General features: G+C 60.7%; 10 protein-coding genes. 7 read left to right on the forward strand and 3 right to left on the reverse strand.

Features of this window, described 5'->3' with window-relative positions:
* The first annotated feature begins 219 nt into the window (after positions 1 to 219).
* Positions 220 to 579: a hypothetical protein gene (locus tag GVN17_RS00345; RefSeq protein WP_166593247.1), complete on the forward strand. Its 360-nt coding sequence runs from the start codon at positions 220 to 222 to the stop codon at positions 577 to 579.
* On the opposite strand, the gene GVN17_RS00350 is transcribed toward GVN17_RS00345, so the two are convergent.
* From GVN17_RS00350 to GVN17_RS00360, 3 genes are read right to left on the reverse strand one after another with little or no spacing between them, the layout of a single operon-like run.
* Positions 558 to 5,105, reverse strand: coding sequence for a neuraminidase-like domain-containing protein (locus GVN17_RS00350; RefSeq protein WP_166593248.1), 4,548 nt, complete (start codon positions 5,103 to 5,105; stop codon positions 558 to 560). The two genes, GVN17_RS00345 and GVN17_RS00350, sit on opposite strands and share 22 nt — an antisense overlap.
* A 39-nt stretch (positions 5,106 to 5,144) precedes the next feature.
* Positions 5,145 to 9,350 carry a neuraminidase-like domain-containing protein gene (locus tag GVN17_RS00355; protein ID WP_166593249.1) on the reverse strand — a complete coding sequence of 1,402 codons (4,206 nt, stop codon included), beginning with the start codon at positions 9,348 to 9,350 and terminating at the stop codon, positions 5,145 to 5,147.
* Positions 9,351 to 9,366: 16 nt separating this feature from the next.
* Positions 9,367 to 14,298 (reverse strand): Tc toxin subunit A, encoded by a 4,932-nt coding sequence (locus GVN17_RS00360; RefSeq protein WP_166593250.1) that lies wholly within the window; start codon positions 14,296 to 14,298, stop codon positions 9,367 to 9,369.
* Positions 14,299 to 14,631: 333 nt separating this feature from the next.
* Here GVN17_RS00360 and GVN17_RS00365 point away from each other — a divergent pair, with 333 nt between their 5' ends.
* Genes GVN17_RS00365 through GVN17_RS00390 form a run of 6 tightly spaced genes read left to right on the forward strand, consistent with a single transcriptional unit; the run spans position 14,632 to position 21,500 of the window.
* Entirely contained in the window at positions 14,632 to 15,591 is a 960-nt protein-coding gene (locus tag GVN17_RS00365; protein WP_074757176.1) for a MoxR family ATPase, read from the forward strand.
* Positions 15,592 to 15,595: 4 nt separating this feature from the next.
* A complete protein-coding gene (locus tag GVN17_RS00370) occupies positions 15,596 to 16,540 on the forward strand; it encodes a DUF58 domain-containing protein (protein ID WP_166593251.1) in 945 nt (314 codons plus the stop codon).
* Positions 16,537 to 17,031, forward strand: coding sequence for a DUF4381 domain-containing protein (locus GVN17_RS00375; protein WP_166593252.1), 495 nt, complete (start codon positions 16,537 to 16,539; stop codon positions 17,029 to 17,031). Before GVN17_RS00370 ends, GVN17_RS00375 begins: the two co-directional genes overlap by 4 nt.
* Positions 17,024 to 18,091, forward strand: a complete 1,068-nt coding sequence (locus GVN17_RS00380) for a VWA domain-containing protein (RefSeq protein ID WP_166593253.1) — start codon at positions 17,024 to 17,026, stop codon at positions 18,089 to 18,091. The genes GVN17_RS00375 and GVN17_RS00380 overlap by 8 nt, the downstream gene beginning before the upstream one ends.
* Before the next feature lie 8 nt (positions 18,092 to 18,099).
* Positions 18,100 to 19,818 carry a VWA domain-containing protein gene (locus GVN17_RS00385; protein ID WP_166593793.1) on the forward strand — a complete coding sequence of 573 codons (1,719 nt, stop codon included), beginning with the start codon at positions 18,100 to 18,102 and terminating at the stop codon, positions 19,816 to 19,818.
* Positions 19,815 to 21,500 carry a BatD family protein gene (locus tag GVN17_RS00390; protein ID WP_166593254.1) on the forward strand — a complete coding sequence of 562 codons (1,686 nt, stop codon included), beginning with the start codon at positions 19,815 to 19,817 and terminating at the stop codon, positions 21,498 to 21,500. Before GVN17_RS00385 ends, GVN17_RS00390 begins: the two co-directional genes overlap by 4 nt.
* Positions 21,501 to 21,617 lie beyond the last annotated feature (117 nt).

Here is a 21,617-nt window from a genome sequence, read left to right on the forward strand (position 1 = left end):
AGCTTAACGAGAGCGGGCCCCGCCCTGCTTGCGACGCTGCGACATATTCGGACATCGGGTTGTACGGGAATGTTTCAGAATGAGGCTCGGTGCGCGTGCTTCTGCCCGAAGGCCGTACGCGCTGGCTTGCGTGGGGTTTGAAAATCAGGTGCAGGCAAATTTTCCGCAGGACTGGCAAAATCCCTCCCCTGCCCCGCGCCAAACCAGAGGAACACCGCCATGCAATTGACCACCGACAGCTTCATCTACAACCCCTGCGACGAGGAAGAAGATGACATGGCGCTGGCGTGCTGCCATGCCAGCAACGGCGATCTGTTCCTGCTGGCGCGCTTTCCGGATGAGGATGAAGTCGATATCACCTTCCGCGACGACACCATTCACGTCGAGTCGAATCTGTCCGTCACTCTCACCGCCACGCAGCTCAAGGTGGAAATCGACGCCGCTGATGCCAAGCCGTTTGGCGGCGACACTACTTATGAGATTGCTCACACCACCCCGGCCAGCGAACTGGCCGAGCTGGATGCCACGCTAAAGATCATCCTCAAGGAAGTGGGCACTTACGTCAGTGATGTCGGCTGACGCTTGACCTCGCCTTCTTCGACCGCCGCCACCAGTGCCTCCACCTCGGCCGCGAAGGCCTTGCCGCCGTCCACCGCCAGGTAGCGGATGTGCAGGATCACATCGGTCAGCGTGTCGAGCATGGCCTGCTGATCGTCGCTGTCGTGGTGGGGGAAACTCAGGGTCCAGCGTGAGATCGCGCCGGTGCCCTCGAACGGGAAGTAGCGTTCGTCACCAAAATCGAGCTGGAACATGCCGTGATCGTCCACCCCGGTGGAAAGCCCGATCTGCTGATTGGCCCGGGGATTGGTCACCAGTTGATCCTGACGAATATCGTCATCGCCCCCGTCTGGCAGTTCACCGGCCTGCTGATACAAGGCCTTCACATTGCCGAGCTGCGGCTTGAGCAGGTAGGTGCTGGTCTGCTGGCTCAGGGTCGCGTGAACGTCCTGATAGGGCTTGAGCACCACCGGCAGCGAAACCGACATCCGCACCAATTGACGCAGGTAGTGGCCCGGATAATCCGCATCGAAGGTCGAGGACTTGAGCTGAAAGTCGATCTCGCCCTTGTCGCGCAGGGTTTCCAGCACCGCGTCCCAACCGGTGGCCGCGTCCGGCGCCAGCCCTGCGTTGGGGTCGTAATGCTTCAGCAGTTCCTTGAGCGACAGGGTCTTGGTGATTTCCAGTCGGCGCTCATGCCGGACCAGAAACGCCGACTCCATCTGCAGCAGCCCCAGTTTCAAGGCGTCCCCGGCCGTCAGCCCGTAGCGATTATCTACCCAGGCAGAGGCGGAGATGAAGCGCGTGTCACGATCACCAATCTCGTACTGCCAGCAGGCTTCGGTGCTCAGGCACAGTGACAACACCGCATCGTAGGCCTGGAAGTACAGGGTCGACATCTGGCTCAACAGCCATTGGTACAAGCCCACGTGGGTCGCCCGGGTTTTGATGAACGCATACAGGGCGTCGGCCTGCTCGCGGCTTCGGGTGGCCTGCGCGAGGCTGGTCTGGGCAGAACTCAAGGCCACCTGCTGGGGAGCGATCTGCTCATCGAGCACGTCCATTTCAAGCTCGGCCTGGTGTGCCTGATGTTTCCACTCTTCGCGACGACGCTGCTGTGAGTCGCTGATCAGGTGCTCCTGCGCCAGTGCCGACATGATCCCCGCTGCGCCTTCCATCACCTCGGCCTCGGCGAATGCGGGCGAGCCCCAGCTCATGCCCCCTGTCGCCCCGCCAAAAAGATTCGGCGCAAGATTGGCAAGGTGCCCCGTCCCGCCCAAGACCCGAGCCGCGACGTTGTCGCTCAGCGCGGTCTGCCGTGCCCGGTAGGCACTATGCTCCAGAGCGCTGACGTCACGGCTGATCTGTTCGTCGTAATAGCGTTTGCGCCCTTGGGCAACATTCCGGTTGGCCTTGAGCACATCCAGCCCCTTGGCCACTTCGTCAATAGCGCTTTGCTGGAGTTTTTCAGCGAAGGTCGCCAGATCCTCCAGCACATGCCCTTGCTGAAGTTCTTCCTGCTCGGCGCGGCCCCTGGATTCCATGTGGCTGAGCACTTGCTGGGAAAAGCGGATCAGGGTTTCGACGGCATTCTGTGTGCGAGGCAGCATGGCGCGGAAGCGGTACGGCGGGATGATGGCCAGCGATCCCAACCGGCGTTGGCTCAGACTGCTGCCGTTGAGTTGCGCACGCAGCAGGTCCAACGGGTTGGCCGGCGTCTCGTACAACGCCAGCTGCATGGGCTTGCCATCCAGGGTCAGGTTATGACGCAGGTTGTGCAAGCGCTGGTCGAGCGTGTCCCAGAGGTCCAGCAGCTGGGTGTTGACCGGCAGGCGGAAGATCGATTGGTCCAGCAGGCGCAACCAGGGCGCCTCGTTGCGCGGGATCGGGACAGGGCTGAACGCGCGCTCGCCCACTGATGATTCCAGCGCCACGAACGTATCTGCTTGCTCAGCGGCCGCGTCTTCAAGCGACACCGGATCCCAGCGGCTGATGCTGCGCCCCTTCGACAACGGCCCAAGCAAGGACAAGGCCCGCACATACAGCAGCTTGGCCTCGTTCAGGGTGTCCCGGGTGACCTGGCGATAGAGCATGTCGCCCCAGGCAACCAAGTTGTTCAGGTACAGCATGAAAATCGCTTTGCGGTAATGCGAGGGCGCGCCGCGGGCAATGGCGTCGGGATTGGTCAGGCCTTCCAGCTCTAGCGCCGGATTGTCCGGCAGACCCAGCGGACGGCACGTCCAGTACGGCAACCAGTCGATCTCGGCCGGTGGCGGAAACAGCGGCGCGACGCGTACTTGCGGGTTGAACAGCAGTTCCAGCCATTGCTGCGCACCCGCGTAGTCGAACTCCTGTTGCAGGCGAGTGGCGATCAGGTGCGTGGCGTGAAAAAAGATTTCCCAGAAGTACAGCCCGTTGGCCCCGGAAAAGTCGAGGTAAGCCGGGGCCGTCTGATCAGGCAGAAGCGGCTCTTCGGTGTGCTGGATCTCCCAGGACAGCGCGCTTTTCAGGGACAGACTGGCCTTACGGGTCAAATCCTTGGCGAACAGGGTGTTGAGGCGCACCCGCACCTTGCCGGCGCCAACGGCGGCATTGGTCAAGTCAAGGTACTGAGCGCCCAAATCACTGGTACGCAGATACGGCACCGTGTTGCCAACCACTTCGCGAGTGACGGTGAAGCCGTTGAGTCCATATCGGGTGTGCAAACTCCCATCGGTCTCTGCCCCCCATTGGTAGGTCCGGACGTTCTCAGCACTGGCTGGCCATTCATGATGAATGACCGACGACATGGCCGATCCGTTCAACGTGATGGGGTCGGCACGTTTGAGCCACTTTTGATTGTAATGACCGAGGGCGGTATTCAGCGTGCGTGGCTCGCCACTCAGGTAGACAGCATCTTCTTGCAACCCAAGATGCCTGCCGTCAGCGATAGACACCTCAAAACCTCTGTGGGAATTCTGTTGGAAATACGCCTCACCGGGAGCGATTGTTTTGTGCGCGACGAGGGTTTCCATGAAAAAATCGCTGCCTTGCGATATCAGGTCGTCGTGGGTGATCGTCGCAATCGCCTTACCGGAGTGCCGCAACTCTGCGGTCAATAACCTTGAGCTGCTGCCTTTGATCCTTTTTGCCGTGACCTCCCAGTACACCAAACCTGCGATACCAACCACCTTGTATTGCACGGAAGATCGGTCGTCGACGATGCTGTCGGAAACGGCGAAATACTCTGTTTTCCAGGCGATCACCACCTTTGCGCATCGCCCGATCAGCACCAGTCGCCCATTTGACCACTGCGCCTCCAGTTCAAAATAGTCATTCAATGCGTCACCGAGTGTCCCCACTGTCGTAGGGGGCGAAGCCGCATCTCGGGTGACCGACTTGATAGTCCAGCGTAACGACGCGTCAGAGTTCAGATGAACAGCGCTGTATTGAACACGGTCGATTTTGGCGCCCGCCATGAAGACCAACGTGCTGGCAATGCCCTCACTGTCCGCCTTCAGTGGCTGGAGGAACCGACTGTACGCCGCGTAATGCTTCACCTCCTTGTCTACGTCAAAACCTTGTGATGTGAACCCTATGAGCAGTCGCAAATTCCCGCTATCGCCCTGGTCCGCACTCGCGACCATCCGATAGCCTTTGATTAATGTGTAGTCGGTGACCTCATCTGCGAGCAACTCATCCGGTGCCTCGCCCTTGTGCAATTCAATAGGCGCACTCCAGCTGTCATCCAGCCGCCGATATGCCAGCTTGATCGAATACTCGAACGCTCCGGTTTTCGCCCCCTCCTCGCCCAGTACTGCTTTACCACTTTCAGCCCACACCACATACAGACGGCCGTCCATGACCACAGGTCGACAATGCTTGACCTGAGCGCCGCGAAGGGTGTCGATGGGTTTCCACTCGGTCCAGTCGGCCATCTGCGCCTCGCTGGCCGACGCATCTTTGTAGAGATGGGATTTACGCCAGTAGAACGCGAAGGGCTCGGTACTTTGCCGCCCGATGTAGTAGTAGTCGGCGTTGAGGAACTGGGTGCTGTCTACGTAGCAGGCGGTGACGGTAAGATTGCTCACCGTCTCGAAGGCTTGCAGGTAATTGCCCAGCGCCTTTTGTACGGTGTCTTCGGTCAATCGCGCCTGAGACAATTCCGACTCGAAGGTCTTGAACATGGACGTTTTGTCCAGGCGCAGGGCCGGCTGCAGGTAGTTCTCGGGGTAGTCCTCCAGCATCTGGTAGCCCGCCCACAGGCTGTACTGAGACATCCCGTCACGCCACAGCGCCAGCGTGTCGTGGCTGACACTCCCGTACCCCGGCTCCATGCCGTTATAGATCGCATGAATATGCTGTTGCACGCTGGCGATGCCTTGGGCGACCCGGCTGGTGTCGACCTCAGCCGCGACCTGATTGTCGATCAGTAGGTATTCGTACAGATCGTTTTCCGTCAGCACGCGAGTCTGCCGTTCGCCCTCCGGGACCAGCTGGCCGAGGTACCAGGCCACCAGTGCATCCCGCCGTTGTTGTTCCAGACCCCCAATGATGGACTGGTCCATGGTGCGCTCCTCATCATCCATTGATGTTCGTGAACCGGGTCAGCGGACCGACGACGCCTTGCGCCGTGCCTGTGAACCTGGTGTCTTGACCTTGCCGGGAATCAGCCCCTTGATCTGCTCGGCGAATGGCTTGCCGCCGTCCGTCGCGTAGTAGCGCACGTGCAGGATGATGTCCTGCAGGCCGTCGAACACGGCCTGTTGGTGGGCGCTGGTGTGGCGAGGGAAAGCAAGCGTCCAACTGGACACCGCGCCCGTGCCTTCAAAAGGCTGGTAGCGCTCGTCCCCGGCAACGGCTGTGAGCTGACCCGAGTCCTCGCGATCCCCGGAAATCGCCACTTGCTGATTGACCCGAGCGTTGGCGATCACGTAACGCGGGTTGATGTCGTCGTGTTCACCGTCCAGCTCACCCGCCTGCTGATACAGGTACTTGCTGCCACCCAGATCAGGCTTGAGCAGGTAGCTGCTGCTTAATTGGGACAGGGTCAGCCGCGCATTCTCGTACGGTCCCAGCACGCCCGGCAGCGACACCGACACCTGCGCCAATTGCCGCAGATAATGGCCGGGGTAGTCGCGGTCGAACAGCGAAGGCGCCAAGGCGAAGTGGATCGTTCCGCCACTGCGCAGACGGGCAATGACCTCTGCCCAGGCGGTGTCTTCATACGACTGCATGAGGTTGCGCAGGGAAATCGTCTTGACCAGCGCCATGCGCCGTTCGTTGCGCGCCAGGAACGCCGATTCCATTTGCAATAGCCCCAGGCTCAGGCTCTCCCCGGCCGTCAGGCCATGGCGGTTATCGACCCAGGCGTCGACCGGAATGAAGGTGGTCTGTGGCTCACCCATTTCGTACTGCCAGCAGGCCTCTGCTGCCAGGCACAGCGACAGCACCGAGTCATACGCCTGGAAATACAGGGTCGCCATCTGCCCGGTCAGCCATTGATGCAACGCGGCGTTGGTGGCGCGGTTCTGCATGAATGCGTACAGCGACTGTGCGTGTTCATGGGCCATCAACGAACGTTCGTGCTTGATCCGCGCCGACTCGATCTGCACACGTGCCTGCTCGATCTGAGCCTGCACCGATTCGAGCTGAAGCTGCGCTTGCTCTTTGAGAAGCGTCCACTCATTGCGTCGCCGCGCGTGCGTATCGGCGCGCACAAACGCATCGGCGCTGTCAGTGTTGTAAATGCTGGAGGCTTCGATCAGCGAAGCCACACTCCAGAACGGGCTGCTCCAGTTCCAGCCCCCCGGGACCGGTACAGGTATTGGGCCAGGCGTGAAGGTAATGGTGTTGGGCGCGGCGCCCAGACCATGCCCCACCCCCCGAAACCCCGCCGCCAGCACGCGGGTCGCCATGGCCCCCGTGAACAACACCTCGGCGCTGCGCTCACTTTCACTGACGTCTTCAGCCACCAAACCATCGTAATACGCGATCTGAGCCCTGAACTGCTCGGCGCTCGGCGACTTGACCTCCAGATTGCGCAAGGCCTGCTCGATAGCCAGCGTGTCGAGCTGTTCAACAAAGGTACTCAGTTCCAGTACGTGGCTTTGCTGCAACGTTTCCTGTTGCGCACGATCACGCGCCTCCATCGCCTGCCGCAACTGCTCCCCGAAGCGAATGAGCGACTCGGTGGTATCACGGGCGCGGAGTAACATCACCGCGAACCGGTACGGCGGGATGCTGCCTTGAGCGCCCAATCGGCGCAACGACACGTTGCTGCCCGACAGTTGCGCCCGCAAAAGGTCAAGCGGGTTGGCGGGTGCTTCATACAGCGCCAGGGTCATGGGACGGCCATCGAGCGTCAAGTTGTTGCGCAGGTTGTACAGGCGCTGATCCAGCTGCTCCCAGAGATCGAGCAAACGGGTGTTGACCGGCAAGCGGAACCACGGCGCGTCGATCAAACGCACCCAGGGGGCTTCGCAAGCGCTCCGGGGCGTGTCCTGCTGCAGCCATTCGAAGGCCGAGGTCTCGAAAGACGCGAAGGTGCCGGTCTCATGGCGGGCGGCGTCTTGCAGCGGCATCGGCGTCCACTGGCTGATGCTGCGCCCTTTGGACAATGGCCCCAGCAGCGACACTGCGCGCACGTAAAGCAGCTTGGCTTCGTTGAGGGCATCGCGGGTGACCTGACGGTACAGCGAGTCGCCCCAGGCGATGAGGTTATCCAGGTACAGGGTGAAAATCGCCTTGCGGTAATGCGAAGGCGCGCCATAGCCGATGGCGTCCGGATCTCTCGGTGCGGCGACGTCACGCAGCGGATCGTCGGCGAACCCCAGCGGACGGCATGTCCAGTAAGGCTGCCATTGCACCTCGTCAGGCGGCGGAAACAACGGCGCCACGCGCATCTGCGGGTTGAACAGGTAATTGAGCCACTGTTCGGCACCGGCGTAGTCGAACGAATGGTGCAGGCGCCAGGCTGCCAAGTGCGGCACGTGGAAAAACATCTCCCAGAAGTAGCGGCCATTGGCGCCGTTGAAATCAACCGGTGGCCGGGTGCCCGCGCTGTCTTCAGGGAGCGGGGTTTCCAGCGTGTGCTGGGTTTCCCATCCCAAGGCCCCATCGAGAGAGCGCTCGGCCTTGCGCACCAGCTCGCTGGTGAAGGTAGTGTTCAGGCGCACGTAGCGCAGGTGGGGTAGTTCAAGACCGCTGAGGTCTAGAAACAGTCCGCCTTCGTCGGTTTTGACGAAGGTGGGAATCACGCTGGAATGCTGTTTGCGATCAAAGTTGAACTCGTTATAACCAATGCCGGTGGAAGCGGTGGGGTTCCCTACACACAACCAATCCGTATCGGGCAGACCAGGCTTGCCCTGCCACGCCATGCCCTCCGCTGGCGAACGCGCCGCGCCGTTGAACGTCATGTCGTAATTGGCTCGTTTGGTACCTCTCCACAAGCCGAGCTTGGCGGACGCCGGAGGTGCACCTCTCGGTTGGGAGGCGTACCAAAGCGTGTCGCACACAATGGTCGCTTCGGCAGTGAGGGTATTTTTCGGAACGAGAATCCTGACCTTTAAATCGAGATAGCGGTTCAACGCACCGTCCAGATTTTCCCCGCCCTGGTTCCACCGCACATTTTCCACGCTCCACACATTGCCGTGGATATCCGCACCCGTGATCGTGAATTGCGCAGCGCCCGGGCCACTGTTGAACTGGACAGCCAAGGAGCGATCGAGCGACGGCAGGCTATCGGTGAGGTAGACAGGCTTCCAGAGCGTGGTACGGACCTCAAGCAAGATCCTGACGGGTGGGCAGTCGCTCTTTTCGCCTCGCTTGAGGATCGCAATCACCAACCTGGGCTCTGGGAAATAACGCCTATCATGCGCGGCAATGAGTACGTGTCCCCCGCTTTCCAGCGTGGCGAAGGATGGCAGCGTCGTCTCACGCAAACGGATCGTCGCACTCCAGCGCCCATCGCTCTGCAGATGACTGACATTCAGGTGATAGATGAAACGGTCCGCCACCGGTTTGTCATCGGCGTCCATCACCTGGCGCACCTGCTCCAGCCACACCAGGTGCAAACGTCCCTCTACCACCGCAGTCCGCACATGGGTGACCTGACCAGACGTCTCCACATCGATGGTTTTCCACTCGGTCCAGGCAGACGGCGGCACGTGGGTGCTGCTGTCATCCACATCAATGGCCGCCTTGCGCCAGTAATACGTTGAAAGATCGCGGGGCGAACGGCCAATGAAGTAATAATCGGCCTTGCGAAAATCCACCCCGTCGATGTAACAGCAGACCGTGTCCAGATTCGCGATGTCTTCGAATCGCGCCAGGTAATTGCCCAGCGCTTTCTGGACATTGTCCGGGGTCAACCGCGCCTGGGCCAACTCGCCTTCGAACGCCTCGAACGCCTCGGTCTTGCCTAACCGCAAGGTCGGATCGAGGTAGTTCTCAGGGTAATCCACCAGCGCCTGATACCCCGCCCAGGTGCTGTACTGACTCATCGCCTCCTGCCACTGCTGCATCGATTGCTGATGCTGTACCGTGTCGCCAATCTGCCCGAAACCCGGCTCCATGCCGTTGTAGATGGCGTGGACGTGCTGTTGCACGCTGGCAATGCCCTGAGCGACGCGACTGGTGTCGACCTCGGCGCTGACCTGGTTGTCGATCAGCAGGTATTCGTAGAGGTCGTCGGGGGTGATGATGTTGTCTGGCGCGCCGGACTCTTCGTTGGGGACGAGTTGGCCGAGGTAATACGCGACGAGGGCGTCGCGAAGATCGCAGTCAAGCTGATTGGAAGCTGTGCTACGCATTGCACACCCCTTATCGCTAAGATGGATACCTGAACCGGCCGCCTGCGAGAATCACATAACCACCTGCAACCAAATAATCATCAACTTCAAACTCAACAGTATTGGGCGGCATACCACTCCATGCGAAGCTTCCCTCAACGACTGTATCGGTCCAAGACCCATTAAAAGGAATGCCAGCCACTCGAGCATCGTATTGCTCATTTCTCTCGGGAACCCTGACCACAACGAGCGTAGTTTTTATACGTCTAAACCACTCAGAATAGACACGCTTATCGTATCTAAGAATAGCCTCGCTCTGACTATAGGGAGACCTGTTGAGATACGGCATCATGTTCTTGGCTTTTTTAAACTCACCAAACCACGAGGACTCCGCGTGCGGCATTTCCAGTTTGAGTACAAAATCCCCCACAACCAGATCATTCTCCCCTCTCACATTATATTCTTGAGGCGACTCCCTCGACGTCACTGTTTCATTCAACTGACCCACAACAACCCCTATCAGAAGAGGATCGGCCCCGGACGAAGCAAGACGGTATTTGACCCCAAGCACTGGCAAACCATCCTTATCTACCACCGCGACAAGAATTTTTGCGTTTACGCCGCTTCTTAACACTCCATCAAAAGGAAATCCGTTACCATCGAAACGAACATCAAATTTAAAAAACGGCACTGCCTTAACTTCAAAACTTACCCATGCGTTACCACCCTGAACTTTTGCAGAAACAACATGATCACCGAGGGCAAACCGTCCGTCGTAAGAGACCTTGCCATTTGTGTCTGATAGCGAGGAGCCCATTGGCTCACCGTCGATACTCCAGTCGACGGGTATACGCACTGCGGGGACCTCACCCGCACAAACACGTGCGCTAAAAACAATAGGGTCCGGGGTTTCAACCATATAGTAATCAGCACTTGCCTCCGGCTCCCGGATAGTCACTTCTGGATGAATGGGCGTTAATGCACTGGATTTATCCTGGGTTTCTCCCTCATAAGCAACCGTCACCACTACCTCGCCTGCTTGCTCAGACTTGAATCTACTCCGTGCGACGCCATCTGAATTGGTACTAGCGCTAGTTATCTCCAGGCCCGGCACTGTGGCACGCCATTCAACTGTTGCTCCTGACACAGGATCGTCGTTTATCTCCACCAATCGAGCACTGATACCGACCTCCATACCCTCCACGATCGCGTTATCAAATCGAACATATTGAAAATAAGGAACACTGGTGAATTTGACGGGAGGATAAGTGTAGCTCTGACCGTTTTGAAAACCTGCGACGACCGACGCCTCACCGATTTGCCTGCTTCGCAAAATGGCCTGTGCTGTCCCATTCAAATCTGTATAGGTGTGATACCTCACAAACTCGCCTATTGTTGTACCCCATTCAACTTCCCTGTCCACTCCAGCGTTCCCAAAATTATCCACTAACCTAACTCTGTACTCGACAACCTCATCATAATTAGCTGCCGCACTCGCACGATCGTAGTAAGGGTCCGTAAAATGGAGCGTTTCGGTATCACACCCGATGACGACCTGCGGAGCCTTCGCACAACTTCCAAACCCATAACGAGCAATCACGCTGGCAGCGCCTACCTTCGTGCCGGTTTTTAAGGTTGTAGAAGTCATCCCCTTTTCATCGGTTATCGTCTGGTGGTTATCCAGTTCGCCGAAATCAGTGCTCCAATAAATCCTGATATCTGAAATGGGCTCATTCATGAAGTCGCGTAACGTGATGGTGTAAACGGCCTCATCGCGCTCGCGATTTGCGACCAGATAGTCCGGCGTGACAACCAACGTAGTGGAAACACTTTGCCCCACCTCTCCTGCTGGCTCCCCTTGCAGCGATTCGGTAAGACAACTTAACGTCATTTCGGCGGCATACCGGTACACGTCGGTAGGGCTAATGGGCGTCAGATGGGAAAGTGCCAGCAATGCCTTGGCATCGAGAGTGGTTTGCCGACTGAACAGACAGACCTTTGAAACTACGTCCAGATCCTTGAGCGAAAAGATGATAGCGTCGTGATTCAGTTCATGGGCGACGGTCAGCACTTCCCGCACGCCCCAGCGAAGGAAACCTGCCAGCACGTTTGAGGCACTGTCGCGGATCAATCGCTTATCGCCCGGAGTTGCCTGGCCCCACAGTGTGTTTATCAAGCGTAGGTAATCCAGCAGCGTGTCCTCGTTCTTCTCACTCTGCTGCAATAGCGCCACATATTGAGTGCTGGAATAAACAAGCTGGATCGATAGCGCAGCATCTTCGAGCCCGAACCACGCTGGCGCTCCGATCAACTGAACGATGAAGGCAGAGCTGAGCCCCAGATGATTGGCGAGCACTGCCCGTTTGGATAGAGCTTCAAGTGCAAGTAATACGTCATCACCTATCGCGACTTGACCTGCGGTACTAGTGCCGTAAACCCGCATTACTTCCTTTAACAGTTGGTATCGATTGCCGTCCGCCCAGAACAACAACGCCTTTGCCAGATCCGCCGAAGTGTTGAGATAGCCCGCCAGCCCCTCCATCAATAGGGCTTCCTGAGCGCCGCGCGCACGCATAATCATGTTGGTGATCTTGGGATGCAGCTCCTCGACCGGCAGATCGTTTCGTTTGAGTGCGTCTTCAACGGCACTGCTCAAAGCATTCTCGAAAACCTCTTCGCTTTCTCTGGACAGATATTTCACCAGTCCCCTGGCGTTATCCGTTGATTCTGTCCTGCCGGTTTCAATGAAGCTGCTGAGTTCTTCGAACCAATCGATAGGGTCGCTGACATATGCCTGCGCACCCCGCTCATCGGTCGCCGCCATCACAGACACATCCGGCGCGCCAGCTTGCGCAAAGCTGCTATCGGTGATTAGTGCTGCTCTTAGCCGCCCATTGATCTGCTGCAACAGCTCCTGTTCTGCATCGGTGGCCACCGGCTGAGTCGCAGACGGCAACACCAGTCTGCACAACTGGGCGACCGACCACCTGTGCTCTTTCAACCATGCGCTGCAATCCACCAGTGCGTATATCACGCTCAGGGTGTCGGTGTTGTCGGAGGCGTAATACGAGGCGATCTGTGTGGTGCCCGCCAGTTTGGCCACCAGGCGGCTGCCGCCGTCGTCCAGCAGTTCGAGCAGCGCCAGCGCTTCAATGGTACTCAGACCGACGTACCGCGGCAGGCGCACCAGCCGATAGAACGCCGAGACCAATTCGCGCGACCAGCGCAGCGTTCCACCGGCGTAGGTCTGCTCAACGACCCGGGCGACGTAACGCCAGGTTTCGAAGGTAATACCCAAGGCAGCGCACAAGTGATCGATTTTTTGCCGCTCCGCTTCGTTCCCCGGCAATGCGGTGAACGGCTTGTCGTCGAGACTGAGCGGGATTGAAAACAGCGCCTGAGCATTGAACACGCGGTCGAACTGCGACGGCGTCTTGCCGCGCCCATACACATTGAGGCCATACAGCAGCGCGGCAAAGTCTTCGGCCTTGACGTCGTACTTACGGCGCATGATCTGGAACAGCCCCAGCGCCCGCAGGGTGTTCTGGCTGATCAGCCAAGGATTGGCGGTATCCGCCCGCACACGGCGTACGGCCTGCGCAGCGCGTTGCTCGCCTTGCATGGACGCCACCAGCAACTGGTCCACCTCATCGAACGGCAATTCCAGCCAGCGGGCCAACCGGATCATGCGGTTCATCCGGTCGACGCGATCATGGATCATGTGGGTGATGTTATGGCAGGCGCCAGTGCCTTTTTCGGCGTCGGCAGGCTGGGTTTCGATGCTCATGGCGGGCGCCTTACCCGCGTTAATGTAGACAGAACCGGACAGGCTGCCATCGACAGCACCTTCGCCCGACACGTTCTCGGATCGGCTCGTGGCATAGGCGCCGACGCTCAGCAGCGCATCCAACTCGTCAGTACTCAGGCCGGTTCGGAGGCAGAAGGTCTGGGTGTCTGCCAGCTCGATGAAACTGCTGACCCCGAAATTATCGAGATAGAAGGTGGTTTCAGCGCCAGGGTCGTCCTCGGCCTTGGTCAGCACCCGCGTGCGTGGGTTGATTCGCCATGCCCCACTGGCCAGCGGATGAGCGTCGTCACCTGCCTCGGGAAAGTGCGGTGCCTCCAGCAAGAGGCCCTGCTGCACCGGACCGAAACCGGTGTCTTGAATCAATGCGGTGTCCGAGAGCAGTGAGTGGACGCCCGGTTCCTTGAAGTAAGGGTAGGCCGGGTCGGCGGCTCGAATGACATCCCCCAGCGTACGATCCTTGCGGCCCAGCGCGTAATTGATCTGGCTGGTGTAACGCTCGAATGGCAGCGCGTTGGGGTAGCGGGCTTCGAGCAAGGCGTCATCGACGGATTTTTCTTCGAGCCCGATGCCATCCAGGTGGCTGCGAATCGACTTTTCCAGGATCTCGTTGACCAGCACGATGGTCGGCTCGACCCGGTTCAGCGCAGTGTGGTCCAGCATCAGATCCTTCAGGTCCGGGCGACGATGGTCGAGGGTGATGACCTCGTCCTGTATGCCCGTGGCTTCAAGGTCTTTAGCGTAGCGATAAAGGTCGGCGAGGTACGCCACCGGCGACGTGGTGGCTTCGATGGCATCCGGCAGGCAGTGATTCGCCCAGTCCGGGTTGAACATGTCGGTGTAGGTCGGGCCGTCTACCAAACCCTTGACGCCGGTCGGCGGCCGGTTGGCGTGACGCACCGAGGCGGTCAGGCGCTGCTCGCGGAATTGCCGGGCGATCACCACCGACATGGACTGGGCCCGGGCGTGCAGATCGCGCGCCTCGCTGATGTGCATCTGCGGGTTCTGTTCCATCAGCCTGGGGATGCCGGCGTTGGCCAGGCTCATGACCGAGCTGAACTGTTCGGATAACGCAGAGGTACTGACGGTCTGCTGAGAACCCTTGAGCAGGATATCCAGCGCGGAGACGGACTTGGACGCAGGTTTACCGGTTTTTTTGGCCATGGCAGTGACTCATCCTGAGGTGATGCTTCCTTGAACGGGTCACAAGGCCCTGTGAAAAGCTAAGCACGGCTTAGGGAAACCTGTGGGGCACATCGGACCAGCGGCCCACTCGAACGAGGCCCCTCGATTCAAGTCATTACAGGTCAGCCACGCTGGGGCAGGCGGAAAACCCGCAACATGTCAGACACTTCCGGTTTTTACCCGGTAAACGTCTCGAAACGCTGAAAAAACCCCTTGGCCGGTTAGTCGGCACCCCCTCCGATGCTTTAAAGTAACGCCCCCAGCTTCAGTGCCGTCTTGGCGCTGCGCCTACCCTGCCAGGAACCGTCATCGATGGAACATCGTGAAGCGTTGATCGCGCTGCGAACCTTTCTCTCCACCCAGATTCTCGGGCAGGAGAAACTGGTCGAGCGCCTGCTGATCGCTCTGCTTGCCGATGGCCACATGCTGGTCGAAGGCGCACCGGGTCTGGCCAAGACCAAGGCGATCAAGGAACTGGCCGAAGGCATCGAAGCCGAATTTCATCGCATTCAGTTCACCCCCGACCTGCTGCCTGCCGACATCACCGGCACCGAGATCTATCGCCCGGAAACCGGCAGCTTCGTCTTCCAACAGGGTCCGATCTTCCACAACCTGGTGCTGGCGGACGAAATCAACCGCGCCCCGGCCAAGGTCCAATCGGCGCTGCTGGAGGCCATGGCTGAACGTCAGGTCAGCGTCGGACGCAGCACGTACGACCTCTCCCCGCTGTTTCTGGTGATGGCCACGCAAAACCCCATCGAGCAGGAAGGCACCTATCCCCTGCCGGAGGCCCAGCTCGACCGCTTCCTGATGCACGTCAAGATCGGCTTCCCGGACGCCAACGTCGAACGCAAGATTCTCCAGCAAGCGCGGGGCGAAGCGTTGAATGGCGAGACCAAACCGGAACGGCGCGTCACCCAGCAAGCGATTTTCGCCGCCCGCAAGGAAATCCTCGGGCTGTACATGGCCGACGCTGTGGAGGAATACCTCGTTCAACTGGTCATGGCGACCCGCACCCCGGCCAAGTTCGACGCCGAGCTGGCCGAGTGGATCGGTTACGGCGCCAGCCCCCGTGGCTCGATCTCCCTGGACCGCTGCGCCCGTGCCCATGCATGGCTGGCCGGTCGGGATTTCGTCAGCCCCGAAGACATTCAGGCGATGGTCTTCGACGTGCTGCGCCATCGCATCATTCTGTCGTTCGAAGCCGAGGCTGCGGGCATCGATCAGGACCGCGTGATTCAGCGCATTCTTGACGTCGTCGCCGTCGCCTGACCCCATGCAGCCCTATCTGATTTCCCAACCGGGCATCCGTATCAGCCTTGCCGAGCTGATCGAGATGCGTCATCGCGTGCGGGAAGTGCAGCTGTTTTCCTCCCCCGGTCGGCGCAGCCCGCTGATCGGCCTGCACCACTCTAAGTTGCGCGGGCGCGGCGTGGACTTTGATCAGGTGCGGGTCTATCAGGCCGGCGACGACGTACGCACCATCGATTGGCGGGTCACGGCGCGGACCCAGGAACCTCACACCAAGCTGTTTCATGAAGAACGCGAGCGGCCGATCTTCATCATGGTTGAGCAGAGCCGTCGGCTGTTTTTCGGCTCGGGCCTGATGTTCAAATCAGTGCTAGCGGCCCAGGCGGCGGCGTTAATCGGCTGGGCCGCGCTGGGGCACAACGACCGGGTGGGCGGGCTGGTGTTCGGCGACAACGAGCACTACGAAATCAAGCCGCGACGCAGCAAACAGAGCCTGCTGCAATTGCTCAACCGGCTGGTGCGGGTCAATCAGTCCTTGCACGCGGAAGCCGTCGCCGACCGCGACACCTTCGGCGTGGCGCTGCGTCGAGCCCGTGAAGTGCTTCGGCCTGGCAGTCTGGTGTTCATCCTGTGTGACGAACGGGCCCTTTCCGAATCCGCCGAACAACAACTGTCGCTGCTGTCACGTCATTGCGACCTGTTGCTGCTGCCCCTCTCCGACCCGCTGGATCACGCGCTACCGGCGGCAGGACTGCTGCGGTTCGCCGATCGCGGTGCGCAATTGGAGCTCGACACGCTCAACCCCGACCTGCGCCAGACCTACCGTGCCCAAGGCGAAGCCCGTCAGGCACGCTGGGAGCTGCTGGCGCAAAAGCTGCGGGTGCTGATGATTCCGCTGAGCACACAGCAGGGGATGGTCGACCAACTGCGCGACTACCTGAACGCCAACCAGCCGGTGAAACAGAAATGAGCCTGCTGGACCAGCTGCAACCGATGATCCTGCCCGCGCCGGTCAGCGCCTGGCCGCCCGCCCCCGGTTGGTGGATCGTACTGGCCCTGTTGCCTGCGCTGGGTTACGGGCTGTGGCGGGCGCGGGTCTTCCTGCCCAAACGAGCCCCCGGCGAAGCCGCCGAACAGCCGCTGGACCCGCGCCGTCAGGCTGCGCTCATCGAACTGGCGCAGATGCCCAAACCCTATGACGGCGCGCCCGCTGGCGCCTGGCTGCAACAGATCAACGGCCTGCTCAAACGCCTCTGCCGCAACGATTACCCCTACAGCCAGAGCCACACCCTTAACGGCCGCAAATGGCTGGCGTTTCTCGACAACCGCTGCCCGGCCGCCGGTCTCACCCGCTGGATGATTCTGGTGGAAGGCGCCTACAAGCCCGAATGCAAGCTCGACGACAAGGCGATCAACGGCCTGACCCAGTCGGTCGACACCTGGATTCGCAAGCATGTTTGAACTCGCCTGGCCCTGGGTCTTCGCCCTGCTGCCGCTGCCGTGGGTGCTCCGTTTCGTGCTGCCGGTGGCGGACAGCGGCGAAGCAGCGCTCAAGGTGAGTTTTCTCAGCGAACTGGAAGGCCTCGCGGGTCGTCGTGCACGTGCCCACCTCCCCGGTTGGCGGCGGCAATTGCCGTTCGTGCTGCTCTGGCTGTTGCTCTTGTTGGCCGCAGCGCGCCCGCAGTGGCTGGGCGAACCGTTGCCGGTGGCTGCCAGTGGCCGCGACCTGCTGGTGGCGGTGGACGTCTCCGGCTCGATGGATTACCCGGACATGGTCTGGCAGAACGATGAAGTGAGCCGTCTGACGCTGGTCAAACAGCTGCTGGGTGACTTCCTCGAACACCGCAAAGGCGACCGGGTCGGCCTGATTCTGTTCGGCAGCCAGGCCTACATGCAGGCGCCGCTGACCTTCGACCGCAAGACCGTGCGCGTCTGGCTGGACGAAGCGCGCATCGGCATCGCGGGCAAAAACACCGCCATCGGCGATGCCATCGGCCTGGCGCTGAAACGCTTGCGATTGCGTCCGGCCCAGAGTCGGGTGCTGGTCCTCGTCACTGACGGCGCCAACAACGCCGGCCAAATCGACCCGGCCACGGCTGCGCGACTGGCCGCAGGCGAAGGCGTGAAGATCTACCCCATCGGCATCGGCGCTGACCCGGACAAGGGCGCCACCAGCATTCTCGGCCTGAACCCGAGCCTGGACCTCGACGAGCCTGCTCTCAGAGAAATCGCTGACCTCACCGGCGGCCAATATTTCCGCGCCCGTGACGGCGCCCAACTGGAAAAGGTCGGCAAGGCCCTCGACACCCTTGAACCCGTGACGCAACAACCGACCCAGGCTCGTCCTGCCCATGCGCTGTATCATTGGCCGCTGGCGTTCGCGCTGGTGTTGAGCGTGCTGCTGGTGATTCACGAACGCTGGCCGCAAAACCCGCTGTATCGCTTTCTGGCCCGCCAGCCTGTTTTGAGCCAAGGCCCGCAATGGCGCCAGCGCTTCAAGCGTTTGCGGAGGCGCCGATGATCACGTCGTTGCTCGCCCTCTGGCCCCATTGGTTGCGCCCGTGGTGGCTGTTGCTGCTGCCGTTGCTCGGCTGGCTGATCTGGCGCCTGTGGAATCGGCAGAAACGCGTCGGCCGCTGGCAAATGATCTTGCCGAGCGCCTTCCACGCCACGCTGCTTCGCGGCGGCAGTGGTCGAGAAAGCAAGCTGCCGTGGATCGCGTTGAGCGTCGGTTGGCTGCTGGCCTTGCTCGCCCTGCTCGGGCCCAGTTGGCAGCGGGTCGAACAGACCAGCCAGAAACCGGTGGACCCGCTGGTGGTGTTGCTGGAGCTGACCCCGGAAATGCTCGCTGCCGACAGCCCGCCCACGCGCCTCGAACAGGCCCGGCGCAAGCTGCTCGACTTGCTGCAAGCCCGTGGCGATTCGCAAACCGCGATCATCGTCTACGCCGGAAGCGCCCACACCTTGGTGCCGCTGTCCGACGACCTCGGCACCAGCAAAAACCTGCTGGACACCCTTAAGCCGTCGATCATGCCGGAAAGCGGGCAGCGCGCCGATCTGGCGGTGAACAAAGCGCTGGACCTGCTGAAGCAGGGCGATCTGGGCGTCGGGCGTCTGCTGTGGATCGGCGCGTCGCTGAACGACGGCGAACGAATGGGGATTCGTCAGGCCATGACCGGGCACGCGCCGCAACTCCTGCTGCTCGGCGTCGGCACCGCTGAAGGCGCGCCGGTCGCTCAGGAAAAAGGCGGTTTCCTCAAGGACGCCCAAGGCGGCATTCTGGTGCCCCGACTGGACAGCGCCAGCCTCAAGGATTTCGCCGATGAACTGGGCGGCCATTTCACCTCGCTGCGCCTGACCGATGAAGATTTGCACGAACTGGGCCTGCTGGACGCGCCCCACGACCTGCGCAGCCAGGGCCAGACCGTGCAGCTCGACAGCTGGGCCGATCAGGGTTACTGGCTGTTGCTGCCATTGTTGCTGCTCGCGGCCTGCGCCGGGCGTCGCGGCTGGGTCCTGTGTCTGCCGCTGCTGATGCTCATGCCGCAACACAGCTACGCGTTCGACTTCAAAGACCTGTTCCAGCGCCCCGACCAGCAGGGCCAACACCTGCTTCAGCGCCATCGCCCCGCCGAAGCCGCGCAGCGTTTCGAAGACATTCAGTGGCAGGGCATCGCGCTCTATGAAGCCGGAGATTACGCCGGTGCCGCTCAGCGTTTCGCCCAGGGCAACACGGCCGCCGACCACTACAATCGCGGTAATGCGCTGGCCAAGAGCGGGGAGCTGGATGCGGCCCTCGACGCCTACGAACAGGCGCTGGAGCGCCAGCCCGACTTCCCCGCCGCCGCCACGAACAAGGCGCTGATCGAAGAGATGCAGGAGCAGAACAAGCAAGCGGCCGCTGAAGACGCCAGCGAAGGCAAGACCGAGGGCGAAGACAACGCCGACAACCCCCAGACCGGCAGCCCTGAACAGCAACCCTCGAACCCGCAATCCTCCACACCGGGGGACGAGGACAGCCAGAACAGCAATGCGCAATCGATGTCCGGCGCCAGCGACAACAACGCGCCGTCCCCGGACGAGGATGAACCCGCCCACATGCCGAGCCGTCCCGCCGATGGCCCGATCAACGGCGAACAGCGTCAGGCACTCGAACAGTGGCTGCGGCAGATCCCGGACGAACCCGGTGAACTGCTGCGTCGTAAATTCTGGTACGAACAACAGCAGCATCAGGAAAAAGCTCGATGAGTCGTGTGCACACTGTGGTAATCGCCTGGCTGCTGTGCCTGTTCGCCCTCGTGGCGCAGGCCGACACGCCCGCTGCGACGTTGCAGGCCAGCGTTGATCGCACGCGTGTGAACACCGGGGAAACCGTCGAGCTGACGCTGGAGTCCGACGACGCCACGCTCTTCGGCAAACCTGACATGACCGCATTGCAAACCGACTTCGACGTGCGCGACACCCGCCAGCTCAACAGCCTGACGACCCTCGAAGGCAACGTCCACGCCACCACCCGCTGGCTGATCACGTTGATGCCGCGCCACAGCGGTTCGATCGAAATTCCGCCGCTGCAACTGGGCGAACTGATCAGTCAGCCGATTGCCCTGCAGGTGGTCGAGGTCGAGCCGTCCGCGCAGGCTCAGGAGCAGAAGCTTGCGCCGGTGTTCATGGAAGCGAGCCTCGATCAAGACACTGTCTATGTGCAGGCCCAGGCCGTGCTGACGGTCCGCATCTATCATTCGGTCTCGCTGTTCGACGACAGCAGCCTTTCTCCGTTGCAAGTGCCGGATGCACGGATCGAAAAACTGGGCGACACCCGCACCTATGAAAAGCAGATCAACGGCATTCGCCATGGCGTGATCGAAATGCGCTATGCGTTGTACCCCCAGCAAAGCGGCGACCTGACCATCCCCGCGCAGGAGTTCAGCGCAACCATGGTGCAGGACATTCCGGAAGTCAGCACCGCCGCCGCGACCAGCCAGCCTGCCGTTGCAACCAGCCCGAAGCCGGGCAAGCTGATGCGGGTGACGTCTGCACCGCTGCCCCTGAAGGTAAAACCGCAACCTGCGAATTACCCCGCCAACACGCCGTGGCTGCCCGCTCGCAGCATTAGCCTGAGCGAGAACTGGAGCCCTGATCCGGCGCACACGCAGATTGGGGATTCGCTGACCCGCACGCTGGTGATCAAGGCTGAGGGGCTGTCGAGCGCGCAATTACCGCCGCTGCCTGCCACCGATGTGAGCGCCTTGCGGCGCTATCCTGACCAACCGCAGCTGAACAATCAGGTCAACGAGCGCGGGTTGGTGGGCAGCCGTGAAGAACGTGAAGCGCTTGTGCCAAACCGTCCGGGGGCCATCGAGATTCCGGCGGTGGACGTGGTGTGGTGGAACACGCTGGAAGATCATCTTGAGCACAGCGCCCTGCCCGCCCGCACCTTGCAGGTCAGCACTAACCCGGCATTGTCGGTGGACACGCCGGTGAGCGATACCACGGGGGTGACCGTGATCGGCCCGCCCGTATGGCCGTGGCAGCTGAGTACCGTAATCCTCAGTTTCACCACGCTGTTGGGTTTTGGCCTCTGGTGGCGCGGTCGGTGGCAACCGGCGCTGACCCGCGCCGCGCAGACCGGGCCAAGCCCGCGCACCGTGCTCGATGACCTGAAACGCGCCAGCCTGGCCAACGACCCTCATGCCACCCGTCAGGCGCTGGATGCCTGGGCGCGTCAGCAACCGGAAACCCTTGCTGACATGGCGGCGCGCTTCGTACCTTTGTCCGATGCACTGGACGGTCTGAACGGCGCGCTGTACAGCGAAACCGGCAAACTGTGGCTGGGCGAAGATTTATGGAAGGCCGTGAAAGCACTGCCCGCCATTGAAAAACCGATTGACCCGAACGGCGCAGACAGCCTGCCGCCGTTGTATCCGAAATGAACCTAGCGCTTCGTGCTCTTTGATGAACATACCCTATTCATCTAGCGGTGAATAAACCTGTAGGAGTGAGCTTGCTCGCGATTGCGGTACATCCTTCCCTGATGGGTTGTCTGATGG

This window comes from Pseudomonas sp. SLFW (genome assembly GCF_009905615.1).
GTDB lineage: Bacteria > Pseudomonadota > Gammaproteobacteria > Pseudomonadales > Pseudomonadaceae > Aquipseudomonas > Aquipseudomonas bambusae.

Coding starts and splice junctions, on each gene's coding strand:
- GVN17_RS00345 (WP_166593247.1), top strand. CDS start 220: ATGCAATTGACCACCGACAGCTTCATCTACAACCCCTGCGACGAGGAA.
- GVN17_RS00350 (WP_166593248.1), bottom strand. CDS start 5,105: ATGGACCAGTCCATCATTGGGGGTCTGGAACAACAACGGCGGGATGCA.
- GVN17_RS00355 (WP_166593249.1), bottom strand. CDS start 9,350: ATGCGTAGCACAGCTTCCAATCAGCTTGACTGCGATCTTCGCGACGCC.
- GVN17_RS00360 (WP_166593250.1), bottom strand. CDS start 14,298: ATGGCCAAAAAAACCGGTAAACCTGCGTCCAAGTCCGTCTCCGCGCTG.
- GVN17_RS00365 (WP_074757176.1), top strand. CDS start 14,632: ATGGAACATCGTGAAGCGTTGATCGCGCTGCGAACCTTTCTCTCCACC.
- GVN17_RS00370 (WP_166593251.1), top strand. CDS start 15,596: ATGCAGCCCTATCTGATTTCCCAACCGGGCATCCGTATCAGCCTTGCC.
- GVN17_RS00375 (WP_166593252.1), top strand. CDS start 16,537: ATGAGCCTGCTGGACCAGCTGCAACCGATGATCCTGCCCGCGCCGGTC.
- GVN17_RS00380 (WP_166593253.1), top strand. CDS start 17,024: ATGTTTGAACTCGCCTGGCCCTGGGTCTTCGCCCTGCTGCCGCTGCCG.
- GVN17_RS00390 (WP_166593254.1), top strand. CDS start 19,815: ATGAGTCGTGTGCACACTGTGGTAATCGCCTGGCTGCTGTGCCTGTTC.